The organism is Anaerotaenia torta, assembly GCF_050433395.1.
Lineage (GTDB): Bacteria > Bacillota > Clostridia > Lachnospirales > Lachnospiraceae > Mobilitalea > Mobilitalea torta.
The window spans coordinates 36,885-52,653 of sequence record NZ_JBNPXH010000001.1; the positions used below are offsets into that span (position 1 = coordinate 36,885).

Sequence of the window (15,769 nt, forward strand, 5' to 3'; positions counted from 1 at the left end):
ATGATGGGGCGGAGCAGACGGGCTGGCTCAGAAACGGAGGTCTCGCAGGAGGCTTTTGCATCGGAGGAAGATGTCCGTCTGCCCGAGGAAGAGAGAAAAGTCCATATAGGAGGGATAATTCTTGCCATCGCAGCTCTGGGAGCAGCTGCCTATATAATAACATATACAATAGTGAGAAAAAGAGAATCATGATTTTTGCAAAACAAGGCCTTCCATGCATATTCTGTCATGGAAGGCCTTGTTTTATGTGTGCCAGGTACGGGCACAATCCTATTTCAATATGAATCTTTTATTACAGTGACAAATTCTTAAACTGAGCCATATATAAATTATAATATTGCCCCTTCATGGACAGCAGTTCATCCGAGGTTCCTTCCTCTTGAATACCCCCGTCATCAATGACAAAGATACGGTCCGCTTTGCGGATCGTGGATAACCGGTGTGCAATGACAAAGGAGGTTCTTCCCTTCAGCAGGGCCTCAATTCCCTGCTGCACCAGCAGTTCCGTATGGGTGTCAATGCTTGAGGTAGCTTCATCCAGAATAAGAATCTTAGGCATGGATACCATGGTTCTGGCAAAGGCCAGCAGCTGCCGCTGACCAATGGATAACCCTGCGCCCCGCTCCTTCAGCTCAGTTTCATAGCCCTTCTCCATATTCATAATGAAGTCGTGGGCATTCACTGCCTTGGCGGCGGCAATAATCTCCTCATCCGTTGCATCCAGCTTGCCGTAACGGATATTATCCGCAATCGTGCCGGAGAACAGGAAATTATCCTGAGTCATGATGCCCATCTGTTTTCTTAAGCTTTCAATGGATACATCCTTAATATTGTAGCCGTCGATGTAGATATTGCCTTTCTGAATATCATAAAAGCGGCTGATCAGATTGACGATGGTGGTCTTTCCGGCACCGGTGGGACCTACCAGAGCAATGGTTTCACCGGGCTTGATCCGGAAGCTCACATCATTTAAGACCGGAGTGTCAGCATCATAAGCAAAGGATACATGATCGAATTCCACTTCGCCCTGGATCTCCGGCAGTTCAGCCACATTCAGGGAATCGGCGATCTCCGGCCTGGTGTCCATAATGTCAAAGATCCGCTCCGCTCCGCTGATATTGGTGATCAGCTGGTTGTAGAAATTGCTCAGGTTCATAATGGGGCGCCAGAACATATTAATATACATGGAAAATGCAATCAAGGTACCCACATTTCCCCCGTCAATGCCCATTACTCTTACTGCCACGAAATACATGGCGATGGTGCCAAGACCCCAGCTGAAGTCGATGACAGAACCAAAGGCATCGTTTAAGACAATAGCATTGATAAAGGAATCCCGGTGCTCCTTCAGCAGCTGTTCAAAGGCTTCCTCCGTCTCCTCCTCTGCAGTAAAGCTCTGAATAATCCTCATTCCGGAAAGATCTTCATGAATAAAGGCGTTGAGATTGGAGCTCTTCTTTCTGTGAATCTGCCATCTTTTATGGGAACGGGTCTGGATATACCATAGACCCAGGGCCATAATGGGAAGGGAGACCAGGGAGGCCACCGCTAGCTTCCAGTTAATAATCACCATGATAACCACTACGGCCACAAGGGTGACAAAGTCCGGAATCAGGGTGGTAACACTGTTGGACAGCACATCCTTCAGTGAGTTGACATCACCGATGATTCTTGCAAGAATCTTACCCGTAGGCCGGCTGTCGAAGAAGCTGAAGCTCAGCTTCTGGATATGGGTGTAAAGCTCCTGGCGGATGGTAAGCAGAACATTGTTAGAGATCTTTGCCATAAGATACATCCGAAGCTTTACCAGGCCGACAAAGGTCACATTCAGTGTGAGAGCAAAGATGCTGAGCTTAAGCAGACCCTTTACATCCTTTCCTGCGATATGGACATCAATAGCCCGGTCGATAATAAGGGGATTCACAATGGATATGGTTACGGTTGAAAGCATAATCAGGATAACCGCAGTAATCGGTCCTTTATAAGCCAGCATATAGCGGAACAGCCGGGTCAGGGTGACCTTTTTGCTGACACTTTGTAAGTATTCATCTTCTTTGATGGCATTTATTGACATGTAGCCACCTTCCTTTCGTCGGACACAGAATCAGAGTCTTCCGGGGGTTCCAGATAATCTCCGTACTGCGCCATATATGTGTTATAGTAATAGCTCTTATTTTGTAACAGGCTGTCATGGGTGCCGCGCTCCGCAATCCTGCCGCCGTCCAGAATAATGATCTCATCCGCGTTGCGTACCGCTGAGATACGGTGGGCGATGATGATCTTGGTAGCCTCAATCTGGGACAGAGACCGCTGTATCATAAGCTCGGTTTCCATATCGAGGGCGGAGGTGGAGTCATCCAGCACCAGAATCGGGGCCTTTTTAGCAAGGGCTCTGGCAATGCTGATTCGCTGCTTCTGCCCGCCGGAGAGCCCGACGCCGCGTTCCCCCACGATGGTTTCATATTGTTCTTCCATGCGCTCGATAAATTCGCTTGCCTGGGCGTTGGCTGCAGCCTCCGCAACGGCCTTGTCGCATACCAGATTCCGCTTGCCCAGCTTCACATTCTCACTGATGGTGTCAGAGAAGAGGAAGACATCCTGCATAACCAGAGAGATGCTCTGGCGAAGCTGATGCAGGGTCAGCTCCCGAATATCTACGCCGTCCAGGAAGATCCTGCCCTGTGTCGTATCGTAAAAACGCTGGAGCAGGTTGATAATGGAGCTCTTGCCTGTTCCCGTAGCGCCCATAATTCCGATGGTTTTGCCCGCTGCCAGGTCAAAGCTGATATCGGACAGGATGTTTTTCTCCGCAAGGGAAAAGGAGACCTGATCAAAACGGACAGAGCCCTTTACCTCTTTCAGAACGACCGGAGTTTCCGCTTCCTTGATCATGGGCTTCTCCGCATAGATTTTCTTAATTCTCTTGACCGATGCAACAGCGGCAGCAAAGTCATTGGATAACCAGCCAAGCATTTCCATAGGCCACACAATATTGGTGGAATACTCAGCAAAGGCCCCCAGGGTACCCAGAGTAATCTCCCCTTCGATCACCTGGTAGCCGCCGAACAGGATAATAAGCACCGGCAGCAGCTTGGTGATAAACTGAAAATAGGGATACAGCTTGATGAACACCTTGGATTGCTGCATATTCAGATCATAGTAACGTTTGTTATGGGAGAGAAACTTGGTAATCTCATGCTTCTCCCTTGCAAAAGCCTTTACCGTACGTACACCCGCAAGGTTCTCCTGCGCCACGGTATTCAGCTTGGCATTTTCCTCACTGATGGCTTCATAAATATTGCCCAGCTTCTTTTCCATGAGGAAGGCGAGGCAGGCCACTACGGGCAGAATAAGGGTGGGAATTAACGTCAGCCCGGGGCTTAGATGATACATGCAGTATAATACGATGCAGGTATGAATGACCACTTCAATGATCAGCATACTGACAAAGCCTACGGCAGCCCAGATACGGTCAACATCATCCTTTACCCTGGACATCAGTTCTCCGGTGTTATTCTTATCAAAGAAGTTCAGGGACAGGCTCTGGATATGATTAAATAAGTCCCTCCGGATATTCACTGTAATCCTTGAGCTTACCAGGTCAAAGACCAATTCCTTTACATATTGGAAGATACATCTTCCTACACCGATGATGAGGATCAGCAGAAGCAGCCTCGGCAAAAGCCCCAGCTCCCTGCCTACAATTACATCATCTATAATCCGCTTTGTTACCTGCGGTGACAGCATGTCGAGAGATACTGCTATGATAATACATAAAATCGCAAAAATATAAGCATACCAGTACCTTAAAATATAACTTGAAATCTTTTTCATAACTCCTCCGTTCCCAATCAGAAGACAGGCTCGATCCATGTCTTTTTAAAAACATAATACCAGCGCTATACGCCATCTTTAAGTCAATCTTGTAATCAGGTCAATTTTATAATAGTGCAGACATATTCCAGAAAATGCAAAAAAGCCGCGGTATGATAATACCACGGCAAATAATCAAAAATTTAACGAATTCTTTTTCTTTTCCTCCGCTGGCAGCAGGGGCGGGGAGAGATACAGAATCACAGCTATTCTTCTTGAATGCGTGAGGTAATATCACATAACGAACTGCATATGAAATTGTTATTTAATATCGCTGTTCTAAATTTCATGTTACTGATCATTTGCTTTACCTCACTTTCTTTTATAGTCTGCAACTATTATAGGCACGAATTGTATGAATTGTCAATACATTTTTTTATAAAATTTTAACATTTGTAATTTCTCCGTAACAGATCAATGTGGGACTTTCCCCATGTATGTCAAAATAATTAATTTTTCATTAAGCTTTTGGAATCTTAAAGAATTGTTCACAATTCTGTGATACAATAAGAATTATAATAAAAATGAACAAAATATGAACAAAAAAGAGTATAATATTAGACAGACTATATAATACAAAGGTTGTGATGAAATGGATCTCCCCATGTTTTATGATGAGGCGGAGGAATGGAGTGCTGCGCTGCTGTTGTATGATGCAGCACTGAAGCAGGTAAATACAAGGCTTGAAATTTTGAATAATGAATTTAAATTGGCTCATCAGTATAATCCGATTGAGCATATTACATCCAGAATAAAGACACCTCAGAGTATTGCGAAAAAGCTTCGCCATAACCAGAAGGAGCTGTCGGTTGAGAACATCATCAAGTATGTCAACGATGTTGCCGGAATTCGTATTATCTGCTCTTTTACTTCCGATATTTACCGGATCGCGGACTTGATCTCCAGGCAGGAGGATATCAAGGTGCTGAAGGTGAAGGATTATATTACCTGCCCCAAAGAGAATGGCTACACCAGTTACCATATGATTATCTCCATTCCCGTATTTCTGACGGACCGCACCGTGGAGACAAAAGTTGAGATTCAGATCAGAACCATAGCGATGGATTTCTGGGCGAGTCTGGAACATAAGATCTATTACAAATTTGAAGGGAATGCGCCGGAACATATCCAAAAGGAATTGAGGGAGTGCTCTGAGATCGTAGCATATCTGGATCAGAAGATGCTGTCCCTGAATGAAGAGATCAAGCGATTTAGTAAGGAGCAGATAGGAACCTATCAGGAGGAGCTGATTACCTCCTATAAATCGGTGGTGGCGGAATCCTTCGGAATGGTGATTGAGGAAGAAGAAGGACAGGCTGTTGAAGCGAAGGAGATGGCAGAGGAATCCGCTGAGAAACGGGAGAGGAAGCGATTCTTGTTTGGCTTCCGGGTATAACGAAGGAGAGATAGAATGAACTTACCATTTAGTTTACCCAGTCCAAAGGATGCTGGGGGAAAGAAACGAGAGGAGCTCCAAGAGGTTACGGCGGCGTATGAGCGAAGGCTGGCAGAATACCAGGATACCCTGGAGATCTATAAGAAATGGCTGTCGGAGTATTCCGGCAGCAAAGCGGGAACACGAACAGCGTCAGAGCAGTCCCCTATGAATATCCAGGCGGCCCTGGATCTCACCTATCTGAAGGAGCAGGGGGAGAAGGAAATCGAGCTGATGAATGAGCTCAGCAAGGATGCGGTGGGAAAAGTATTGTCTGAACTGGAGCTGATTAAGGTAAATCAGGTGTATGCCGGGGAGCAGCTGGAGGGATTGGACAGGAATGTGGTGAATCGCATTTCAGAGCTTTTGATCGAGCTTCAGAAACAGAGCCATACCCAGAGCCAGGCAGAGCTGACCGGACAGGTTGAGAGGCTGGAGGGAAAGCTGAGGAAGAATCAGACGCTTCTCTGGTTTTTGTTTGTATTTAATCTGATCAGTGTCAGCGGAATTGCTTTTCTTATTCTGTATATTTTGGAGTTGCTGCCATATTAAGGGTTTATGATTATATGATTCATTAAGGATACCGGAGGTATCAAAGATACATTATGATCTTTAATACCTCCGGTATCCTTTTGTTTTAGGCTTTTTTATGCTGTTACAGCTTAATATTTTTTAACAGTGCGGCCAGGCCGGTAGTTGCTTCTTCTCCGGTGGAGTAGGTGGAAGGAACTTCTTCGGCGGATTCCAGTACTTCCTCCGCTTCTTCTACCGCCCTCATGCTCAGGCTGATCTTGCCGTCCTTCACTTCCAGAATCTTCACGGTGACGGTCTCGCCTTCCTTGATCACTTCACTGGGAGATTTGATTCTCCTTCCGCAGATCTGGGAAATATGCAGCAGGCCTGTCAGCCCTTCCCCGATATTGACAAAAGCGCCGTAAGGAGCGATCTTTTCCACCACGCCGGTGGTGACGATTCCAGCCTGGAGGCGGGAGATTTTGCTGGTTCTGTCCTTTTTCTCCAGGTCACGGGCTACTTCCCTGGCGGAAAGCACCAGCTTCCTGTCTTCGGCGGAGGCGGTGATTACAATAACATCAAGCTCCCTGCCCACCCATTCTTCCGGCTTCTCTACATAGGTTAATGCCAGATGGGAGGCGGGGATGAAGGCACGCACGCCGAGAAGATATGCGGTAACACCCGACTTTACAGCCTGGGCAATCTTGACCTTGAAGATTTTGCGGTTATCCATGGCTTCCTTAAGCTGATCCCATGCCAGGATATCGTCCGCCTGCTTGCGGGATAATAAAATATTGCCGTGTCCGTCGTCCTCCCGAAGAACCGTTGCGGAGATTTCTTCTCCCAGAGTAACATCCGCTTTGATGGAGAAGCTGGGATCATTGCTCAGTTCCTCCAGCTTGATGATGCCTTCGGTATAATAGCCCAGATCAAGGATCACTTCGCTCTCGGAGATCCCGATTACAGTCCCTTTCAGAATATCCCCCTCCTGTACTTTCTTAAAGGAACGGGAGATTTCTTCTTTAAAATCATCCATGGACGGAATCGGCTCGGGCTCGGCGGCAGGAACCTCCTCCGGGATGGGTGCGTTTAATTCTTTTGTTTCCTCCATGTTCGTATCCTGAAGCTCACTCATAATGATTTCCTCCGATCATATTATTTGCTAGATTGTGTTTTTGTATAGAAGCGATGGTGCATGTTCCGTGAACAGGGAACCGTACGCTGTCTCACTGGGTTTCTGAAGCAGCCGGGGGAGGGATGCGCCGGTAAAGATAGGCCCGGCCTTTCTTGCCGATCCGCTCTACAGCCCCCACATAATTCAGGACATGAAGGGCTGTCTGGGAGTGCCCAAGGGGCAGGCGGGAGGCCGTTTTATAATCTCTGGCGGTAAATTCCTCCTCCAGGGTCTCCGGTATTAAGAGCTGGTAATCACAGAGGTCTCCGATGGAGATCTCGTCCACCAGCTCCGTGGGAATGCGGTCACTCCGGGTAGATCCCTTTTTCTTATCCTGGCTCCAGCCATCCAGGAAACGGTATTCCTCCAGATCCATAATAATGATTTTCAACCGCAGATTAGGATGCACCAGGTGCTGCTTGATCTTATACAGCTCCGGGAAAATAGAATAAGGGGAGCCGGTTCTGGGGGACTTCCGGCGTGGACTAATCTCACCGGTCTGTGGATTAATCCATCGAATCCATTTGGTACCGGGGATAGGATAGACAATGGTTACGGGGAAAAGCTCCAGAAAAACAGAAAGCTTTCTCCGCAGCTTGTCAAAGTTACGGGTCTGTATCTCCAGAATCTCATTTCCGGTACAGATATCCGCAACAAAACCGCCGACCCTTATCTCGTGATTCAGAGAGTCCGGAGAAAGATAGGATTTTAATACCGAATGAACGGTTTTCTCTCCCAGAGTGCCGATTCCGTTCATTCCCTGGCGCTGTCCGATTACCTCGTCACAGACTTGTAAAAACAACTGCTTGTCCAAAGTCAATCACCATACCCTTGCTTCCCTTGTCTTTCGCATTCCTGCATGTCTTGTCCCTGCCAAAGGACGCTGTTTTATGTCATTTCCTATAGTTAGGATAAATGATTTTATATAGGAATGCAAGTAATTATGGAGATTTTACAGCAACAAAAAGACACGCGGATAAAAAACAGTTGCAAAAACAAGGGAATGGGATAGAATATTATAAAACAGGTGAAGAAAAGGAGACGCTCGATATGAAGATATTAGTGACAGGAGGAGCCGGATACATTGCCAGCCATACCAATCTGGAGCTGCTGAATTCCGGCTATGATGTGGTGGCGGTAGACAACCTGAGCAATTCCAGTACGGAATCCGTGCGCAGGGTGGAGCGGCTGACCGGAGCAAAGATATCCTTTTATGAGGCAGATATTCTGGATAAGGAGAAGCTTAGACAAATCTTTGAGAAAGAAAAGATAGATTCCGTCATTCATTTTGCCGGACTGAAGGCAGTGGGAGAATCCTGCCGGATACCATTGCAGTACTTCAGGAATAATTTAAGCGGAACCATCACCCTCCTTGAGGTGATGCAGGAATTTAACGTAAAGAATTTGGTGTTTTCCTCCTCTGCTACCGTATACGGTGATCCGGAAAAGGTGCCGGTGACAGAGGATATGCCCCTGTCTGCAACCAATCCCTACGGGCGCACCAAGCTGATGATCGAGGATATGCTCCGGGATCTTTATCGGTCCGACGCTTCCTGGAATATCGCGATCCTGCGTTATTTTAACCCCATCGGAGCCCACGAAAGCGGAGAAATCGGGGAGGACCCCAATGGAATACCCAATAATCTGGTACCCTACGTGGCGAAGGTTGCGATTGGAGAACTGGAGAAGATCCATGTCTTTGGCAATGATTATGATACCCCGGACGGGACCGGCATCAGAGATTATATTCATGTGGTGGATCTGGCATTAGGTCATATTAAGGCAATTGAGAAGCTGGAGAAGAAGCCCGGACTGGTTACTTATAATCTGGGAACCGGCGTCGGTTACAGTGTGATGGAGATTATTCATAATTATGAAAAAGCATGCGGCAAGGAGCTGCCCTATGTAATTGAATCCAGGAGGCCGGGCGATATTGCCGTATCCTATGCGGATCCCACCAGGGCCTGGGAGGAGCTTGGCTGGAAGGCAGAGAAGGGAATTCATAGAATGTGCGAGGATTCCTACCGATGGCAGAGAAAGTATCCCAAAGGGTATCAGGAATAGATGGGTCTATTTGTTGTATGTGTCAAAAATTAATAACTACATCTAGTGTTTAATGCAAAGAATGGCGAAAAACGGAGGTAAAATCCTCGTTTTGAGCGGAATAATTAGTGCACTATGACAGAATATTTATGAAAAAATCAAAAAAGAGTTGACATTTTCACTAATATTTGCTATTCTTGAAAAGGTTAGTACTGGAGAAGGTATTATCCAGAGGAAGAAGCTGGGGAAGCAAAAGGGTAGAGGATGTTATAGAATAAGGTTGGCTGAAACGTATGTCTTTTATGGCATACCTTTTCGGCCAACCTTATTTGTTTTTAGGGGATCCAGGGGCTGAGAACCTTTTTGGCCAGATCCAGAATGGTCTGATAATCCATGGCTCCGTTTTTTGCGATGTCGGATACACCGTGAACAAGGGCCAGTTCCGGGGTATAGTCTTCCAGCTTGTAGATGGCGTAGTGATAATCCGCAGGTCCGTTTTCATAATGGGTTACGATAGGAGTAACGCTGGAATCACTGATATATGTGCCGGTTCCATCCTTGGTAATCGTGACCTTTGCCATAGCGCCCAGCATTCGGGGCGCTTCTTTCTGATAGGACATAAAGTTGCCGAGAGAGTAATAAACCAGCATCCGGTGGGACCCGTCGGTTTCAAACCATTCCACCGGCTCGATTACATGGGGATGGGCTCCGATCACCAGATCCACACCATGCTCATAGTAAAATTCGGTGAGCTCCTTCTGCATGGAGGTGGGAGAATAAACATATTCCGAACCCCAGTGGGGGAATACGATGGTAAAGTCAGCCAGAGCTTCGGCCTGTTCCAGATCCTTTGCCATTTTCTTTTTATTCAGGATATTGACCAGATAGGGCTTGTCCTTCGGCATGCTGTGGCCGTTCAGGCCGTAGGTATAATTAAGCATGGCCAGCTTGATGCCGTTCTTCTCAATAATGGGGATCTGGTTCCTGGCTTCTTCGGATTCGTTGATGCCCAGCACCGTGATCTCGGGATGGGACATCCAATACGCAAAGGTGTTCTCCAGCCCCTTTAACCCCATATCCATGGTGTGGTTGGTGGCATGGAGCACAATATCAAAGCCGGCGTTTATGAGGGCGTCCCCGATCTGTGTGGGGGAGTTGAAATTGGGATAGCCGGAGTAGCGGAAATCCTCTCCGCCCAGAATAGTCTCCTGGTTCACGACGGCCAGATCGGCGGCGGAGATTTCCTCCTTCAGATTGGAATACAGATGGTCGTAATTGTAGCTTCCGTCAGCCTGCTTCCCGCTTTTAACGACTTCAATATGAATCAAATTATCCCCTACCGCCAGCAGGGTAAGGGATGATCTGGTATCTTCCGTGGCATTGGAAGTTGTGGGTGCGATGGAATCCGCGAATATTTGGGCATCCGCGGAAACAGAAAGCTCTGGTGAGGTTCCTGTTTGAGACCAGGCCGGAAGGCTTTGAACCTCCGATGCAGAAGCGCTGCTTTGGCCTCCCGTCAGGGAGAAGTCCCCCCACCGGGCAGCGGAGCCCTCTTGAAACTGCCAGTCAGGAGTGACTAAGGGATAACTGAGCTCAGAGGCATAATACCAGGGATCTTCGGGGTGAAGAGGATTCTTAATTACATGAAAATCCTGGGCAGGCATGTAGCCCTGGGCTAAGAGATAGCATTTATTTCCTGCCGCATCGGCAGCCATATCCACAACTAAGATACAATGTCCCGGCGAACCGCCTTTGAGGAACATATCTCCCGGCAGCAGCTCCTCCAGACTGATCGGATCGCATTCGGAGGCCAGGGAAAGGGTTCCGGCATAAGCAAAGACCATAGTCAGGTAATCCAGAAATTCTTCATAGGAATCATCATATTCTGCTTTCTTCACCCAACTGACCTTGTTGCCGTCCACCCGGATGCGGTAACCGTCCCGCCATTTTGTGTACTCCATATAAAAGCCGCTGGTGAGATGAAAGGCGATTTTGTCGTACTCCCCGATAGACCAATAGTATTCGGCATAAACACGGATTATGGAATCCGCGCACTGCTGCAAGTCCCGGTCACCCAGACTGAGCTGGAACAGGGCGGCATGATTCTGCTGGTTTCCTTTCGTCCGTCCATCGTAAAGAAGGAGCTGACTTTCTGCGCTTTTTAGGGGAAGCGTTCGCAAAAAAGCGGCTAATTCGCCGTCGGAGGAGGGAACGCGTTCAAAGCCCTTGGGAGGGCGAATTCGTGTGATCAGGTCGGTTCCGGTCTCGTCAATGTAAGAGAAGTCCTCCGGCGGATCGGAGGGCATATCCGAGGGAGATGTCTCTTCGTAAAGGGCCTCGGAAGGTGCGGGGGTTTCGGAAGGAGAAGAGGAAGCAGCCGGTGTAGACTTTTGGGCCGGATCAGAATCGCCGCCGGAATTTGCTTCCGGCTTCCGGCAGCCGGCAAGGAAAATGCACAGCATGATCAGGACTGTAAGCTGGACTGTAAGCTGGACTGTAATGCGAGGGGCCTTACGGCCGGGGTGTATCAACCTTGGAATACCTTTCATGTGAACCTCCATTGATTGCTCTGCCTAGATTAAATCCGGGCGGCAGTGATATATTTTGTAATGCGTAAATATTTAATATTCTTTCTTTCGTAATAAAGCATAAAGCAGGATTTTATTATAGCATGAAGGGAAAATAAAATCCATATTGGGATTATCCCTTCCCCCAAAGCGGATAAAACAACAGGGGTGAATGCTTGTGCCGGCACGGTGCATATTATTCAGAATCAGAAGAGAAATCTATTGAAAATCCAGTCTAAATGTGATAGACTGTAACCAGTCTAATGAGTTTAGATTGGAGGGAATGCCATGGCTAAGAATATAACACTTACTGCTGCGGAAGAAAAACTTGCGGCTTTGATTTGGAGGGAGGCGCCGTTAACCTCGCCTGATCTGGTGGTACTCGCGGAGAGGGAAATGGATTGGAAAAAGTCAACAACTTACACAGTACTGAAGAAGCTCTGCGATAAGGGCGTATTTAAAAATGAAAATACCAATGTATCGGTGGTGCTTACCCGCGACGAGCAGATAGCCCGTCAAAGCCGCCGTTATGTGGAGGAGGCCTTCGGCGGATCGCTGCCAAAATTCATCACTTCCTTTATCAGCGGCAGGAAGCTGACGCCGGAACAGGCGGCAGAATTAAAACGTCTGATAGAAGAGCATGAGGAGGGCGGCAATCATGGATAAATTCTTCCTCACAATTTTAAATATGAGCCTGACAGGGGCATTTGTTATCGCAGCCATATTCCTTGCACGGCTGCCGCTGAAAAAAGCGCCGAAAATAATCTCCTATTGCTTATGGGCTGTGGCAGGCTTCCGGCTTGTATTTCCGCTCTCCATTGAGAGTATGTTCAGCCTGATCCCCTTCAAAGCCCAGGTTATACCGTCGGATATCGCGATGCAGCCCATACCGCGTATTGATAGCGGCATATCCTTTGTGAATAACTCTGTCAGCAGTATTCTTCCGCCCGCCGCGCCGGCCGCAAGCGTAAATCCGCTGCAGATATGGACAGCAGCCGGCGCCTTTATTTGGCTTATCTGCGCTTTTATAATGCTTGGTTATGGTATCGTATCTTTCGCTGTTCTGAAAGGAAAAATGAGGGCGGCGGTCAGCGTCGGAGCAAATATCTATGAAGCAGAAAACATAAGCTCGCCTTTTGTCCTTGGTATTTTCAAGCCGGGTATCTATTTGCCGGTTGGCTTGTCCGAGCGGGAAAGAAGCTATATTATCCTGCATGAACAGACGCATATCCGGCGGCATGACCATATTATAAAATTTGCGGCATATTTCATTCTGTGTCTGCATTGGTTTAATCCGTTGGTATGGGCAGCATTCCTGCTGATGGGTGTTGATATGGAAATGTCCTGTGACGAGCGTGTATTGAGGGAAATGGGCGGCGAAACGAAAAAGGATTATTCGCGGCTGCTTTTATCATTGGCAACGAAACGTACCGTCAGCGGCAGCCCTCTTGCTTTTGGTGAGGGAGGTGTGAAAGAGCGGATCAAGAATGTGCTGAACTTCAAGAAACCATCACGGGTGGTCGTCGCCGCGGCGGTGACGCTGGCAGCTGTATTAAGTGTCGGATTTGCGGTCAATCGAGGGAGTGATGCAATGAATCCGGTAAAAGGGGAAACCTACGATTTCCCGGATGAAAATTATAACCGTGTATTTTTCCAGTGCAATGATACGCCGTATAACCCCGAATACATTGTGATTTTGGCTCAGCTTATGAACAATCAGAATGTGCCGGAGCTGACCTGCGGGGAAGCGTTTACCCTTGTAAAGCAGGTTGGGCATGTATGGAAAGTGATTCCCTTTGCGGAAGGCTTCGGTTTTAGAGATATGGCGTTTCAGATTGAAAATGGGATGAGCTTTGATTACAGCCTGGAGCCTGAGATGTTTACGGAAAAACTGGAGGAAGGTAATTACCGAATTGTTACGGAGGTTTGGGATACGGGCAAACATATGGTATGGGCAGACTTTACCATTGATAAAAACGCTCCGAAACAAGAGACTCTTGACTGGTCAATTCCAAAGGAAGCACCGATGGAAGCATACTTTTTGGAAAATCCAACGGAGAAGGAGAGAATGACACGTCTGCGGTTTGTGAAGCTGTACCATGATGGTACGGCTTGGCTTGGAGGGTCGTTAATCAGCAGTTATATGCTGCCAAAATGCAGTTATTCTTTTGAGGATGATGAACTGTTGATCTATGCGGATCTTGAAACAGAAATACAAGAAAAAACTGCTGGCGTAAAGAATGGCAGTATAATCGCAAGATTTACAGTTGCTGACGATAACACGTTGATTTTCCAATCTGCCAATGTTCCATTGTTTGCTGACAAAGGGGCGCGGTATGTTTCAGAATCTTCTGCCGATAAAATCACGATTCAAGTTTGGAAAGATGAAAATGGAAATACCCGCTATACACTGTTTGATATAGTTGTGACAGATGATTTAACAGAGCTTCCCGTTGGCAGGGTTTTTGATAGCATAGAAGGATTAAATACGGCTCTTGAGGAATATCGTCAAGACGATATGACAGTGCACGTAAAGCATACTTTCGACTTTACAAAAGAAGAAATGCAGGCCATAATCGAGATGTTTGTTATTCCTTCAGAGAATTACAATATATCAGTGGGTGCTGTTATGCCAAACGAGGATTTTGATTTTATTGAAACCATCGAAGGCAATCTTGATATTATAGCAGAGAATCCGGCATATGCTTCAAATGTCTATGCTTATATCACTGCTCATCAGACGGAATACGATGAAATTGTGGCTTTGGGTGACAACGCCCTGCAATATATGTTTGCCCAATTCGAGAAAGGCGGTCAATATGGGCTGCGCGGTTGGATTATGGCTTATGCCTGCCGTGATATATTGGGCGGTGACAGCGTCTTCACCCCCAAGGCGGCCGGTTCGGGGCAAGAATGGTATGACGCTTATAAATTGTTCATTATTGATCAACAGCCGCAGTCTTTTTATGATTTAACCAACAGCGGCAAGCTGATTGCTGATGCATATAAAATATCGAGTTATGAGCTCTATACGAACTCTGAAAAAATATCCGTTTCTGTATCCGGCAGTGTTTTTAGTGAGAACGCGCATATAACCTTGTACGATACCGATGGCATGAATGACATTATGGTAATGCAGATTAGCGCGGATAAGAAAACAGGGACATTTACAAATCTAACATCAGCGAAAAATTATTGTATCGTCGCCACAGGACTTGACGGGTGCGAAATAATTTTATCTGATTAAGACAGAACTCCTGTACTTTCTCCCTTTCCTCTATTGATAGATTGCAGTCATGCTGTCTTCCCGGCCCAGCAGTTCCGGCAGAGCTCACCATCGTCTTCAAATTCATGACTTATTGGAAAAATGTTAAAATGTGTTATACTGTTAAGTAAAGTGGATTTATTAATGTGGAAGCGGCTCTTATTACATTAAAGACAAGCAAGCTTGTTGACCAGGTCTGCTTAAAAAGCGAGAAAGCATTGTCCCTGCTTCACTTTGTGAGGGCCTATGAGATGAAAGGGGGCAGCGCAAATGGATAAGAGCATTTCCTCTATTATTGCAATGATAACGCCGGGGATCATCGGTCTGCTGATGGAGAACCGGGGGCTGAGCCTTCTGGAGGCATCCGGTCTGCTGTATAACTCACAGCTATATAAATTTTTAGAGGATGAAAAAACAAAGGTATGGCGGCTGGGCTATCCTCTTTTGTATGACCTGTTGGAGGAGGAATTGACCACCGGCAAAATAACCTTCCCGGAGGAGCAGATATGACAAAGCAAAAAGGTGAAGTGTGGTTTCTTGCGTCCTGCGTTGAATTATATAAGGATGAAAAGGGAATGAGCGGACAGGAAGCATATAACTACTTGTGCAAGACAGGTGCGGCGGATTTCATCATCCGGTGCTGGGATGGTCTGCATATGACAGGCCCGTTATATATTATCGACAGCATCGATGAATATATTAAAACCCATGTGTGAAACCTATACATAAATCTCTATATAGGAAACCGCATACACAAAACCTTATGCAGATATGCCATATGTCCACACGTGGAAGATATCGGCGGAAGATATCCATGCAAAGCGGGAGGGAAATGCTTTGACAAAACCTGGCACGCATGGTATACTTCGTCGTAAGGAAATGCGGAAGGATATAGAAAA

Annotated in this window: 12 protein-coding genes; 7 read left to right on the forward strand and 5 right to left on the reverse strand. The window is 46.8% G+C overall.

What is annotated here, in order from left to right; genetic code table 11:
- Positions 1-292 precede the first annotated feature (292 nt).
- Positions 293-2,074: an ABC transporter ATP-binding protein gene (locus HNQ56_RS00200; protein ID WP_429141590.1), complete on the reverse strand. Its 1,782-nt coding sequence runs from the start codon at positions 2,072-2,074 to the stop codon at positions 293-295.
- Entirely contained in the window at positions 2,065-3,834 is a 1,770-nt protein-coding gene (locus HNQ56_RS00205; RefSeq protein ID WP_429141592.1) for an ABC transporter ATP-binding protein, read from the reverse strand. The genes HNQ56_RS00200 and HNQ56_RS00205 overlap by 10 nt, the downstream gene beginning before the upstream one ends.
- Positions 3,835-4,465: 631 nt before the next feature.
- Between HNQ56_RS00205 and HNQ56_RS00210 the strand changes: the two genes are divergently transcribed.
- Both HNQ56_RS00210 and HNQ56_RS00215 read left to right on the forward strand, forming a co-directional pair.
- Positions 4,466-5,269 (forward strand): GTP pyrophosphokinase, encoded by an 804-nt coding sequence (locus HNQ56_RS00210; RefSeq protein ID WP_429141594.1) that lies wholly within the window; start codon positions 4,466-4,468, stop codon positions 5,267-5,269.
- Positions 5,270-5,284: 15 nt separating this feature from the next.
- On the forward strand, positions 5,285-5,860 hold the full coding sequence (locus tag HNQ56_RS00215) for a hypothetical protein (protein WP_429141596.1): 576 nt from the start codon (positions 5,285-5,287) through the stop codon (positions 5,858-5,860).
- A 103-nt stretch (positions 5,861-5,963) separates the two neighbouring features.
- Here the strand turns inward: HNQ56_RS00215 and HNQ56_RS00220 are convergent, their stop codons facing one another.
- Positions 5,964-6,956: a S1 RNA-binding domain-containing protein gene (locus HNQ56_RS00220; protein ID WP_429141598.1), complete on the reverse strand. Its 993-nt coding sequence runs from the start codon at positions 6,954-6,956 to the stop codon at positions 5,964-5,966.
- A 91-nt stretch (positions 6,957-7,047) separates the two neighbouring features.
- The gene (locus HNQ56_RS00225; protein WP_429141600.1) at positions 7,048-7,809 is read right to left on the reverse strand and encodes a DUF8091 domain-containing protein; all 762 of its coding nucleotides are present in this window, start codon (positions 7,807-7,809) and stop codon (positions 7,048-7,050) included.
- 236 nt (positions 7,810-8,045) lie between these two features.
- On the opposite strand from HNQ56_RS00225, the gene galE reads away from it, so the two are divergent.
- Positions 8,046-9,059 carry a UDP-glucose 4-epimerase GalE gene (gene galE, locus HNQ56_RS00230; protein ID WP_429141602.1) on the forward strand — a complete coding sequence of 338 codons (1,014 nt, stop codon included), beginning with the start codon at positions 8,046-8,048 and terminating at the stop codon, positions 9,057-9,059.
- 314 nt (positions 9,060-9,373) lie between these two features.
- Here galE and HNQ56_RS00235 read toward each other — a convergent pair whose 3' ends face one another.
- Positions 9,374-11,587 (reverse strand): DUF4846 domain-containing protein, encoded by a 2,214-nt coding sequence (locus tag HNQ56_RS00235; RefSeq protein ID WP_429141604.1) that lies wholly within the window; start codon positions 11,585-11,587, stop codon positions 9,374-9,376.
- Positions 11,588-11,893: 306 nt separating this feature from the next.
- Here HNQ56_RS00235 and HNQ56_RS00240 point away from each other — a divergent pair, with 306 nt between their 5' ends.
- From HNQ56_RS00240 to HNQ56_RS00255, 4 genes are all read left to right on the forward strand, one after another.
- Positions 11,894-12,271, forward strand: coding sequence for a BlaI/MecI/CopY family transcriptional regulator (locus HNQ56_RS00240; RefSeq protein WP_429141606.1), 378 nt, complete (start codon positions 11,894-11,896; stop codon positions 12,269-12,271).
- On the forward strand, positions 12,264-14,852 hold the full coding sequence (locus HNQ56_RS00245; RefSeq protein WP_429141608.1) for a M56 family metallopeptidase: 2,589 nt from the start codon (positions 12,264-12,266) through the stop codon (positions 14,850-14,852). Before HNQ56_RS00240 ends, HNQ56_RS00245 begins: the two co-directional genes overlap by 8 nt.
- A gap of 288 nt (positions 14,853-15,140) precedes the next feature.
- Complete coding sequence (locus tag HNQ56_RS00250; RefSeq protein ID WP_429141610.1) at positions 15,141-15,380, forward strand: hypothetical protein; 240 nt, start codon at positions 15,141-15,143, stop codon at positions 15,378-15,380.
- The gene (locus HNQ56_RS00255) at positions 15,377-15,586 is read left to right on the forward strand and encodes a DUF3791 domain-containing protein (RefSeq protein WP_429141611.1); all 210 of its coding nucleotides are present in this window, start codon (positions 15,377-15,379) and stop codon (positions 15,584-15,586) included. The genes HNQ56_RS00250 and HNQ56_RS00255 overlap by 4 nt, the downstream gene beginning before the upstream one ends.
- The last annotated feature ends 183 nt before the right edge of the window (positions 15,587-15,769 follow it).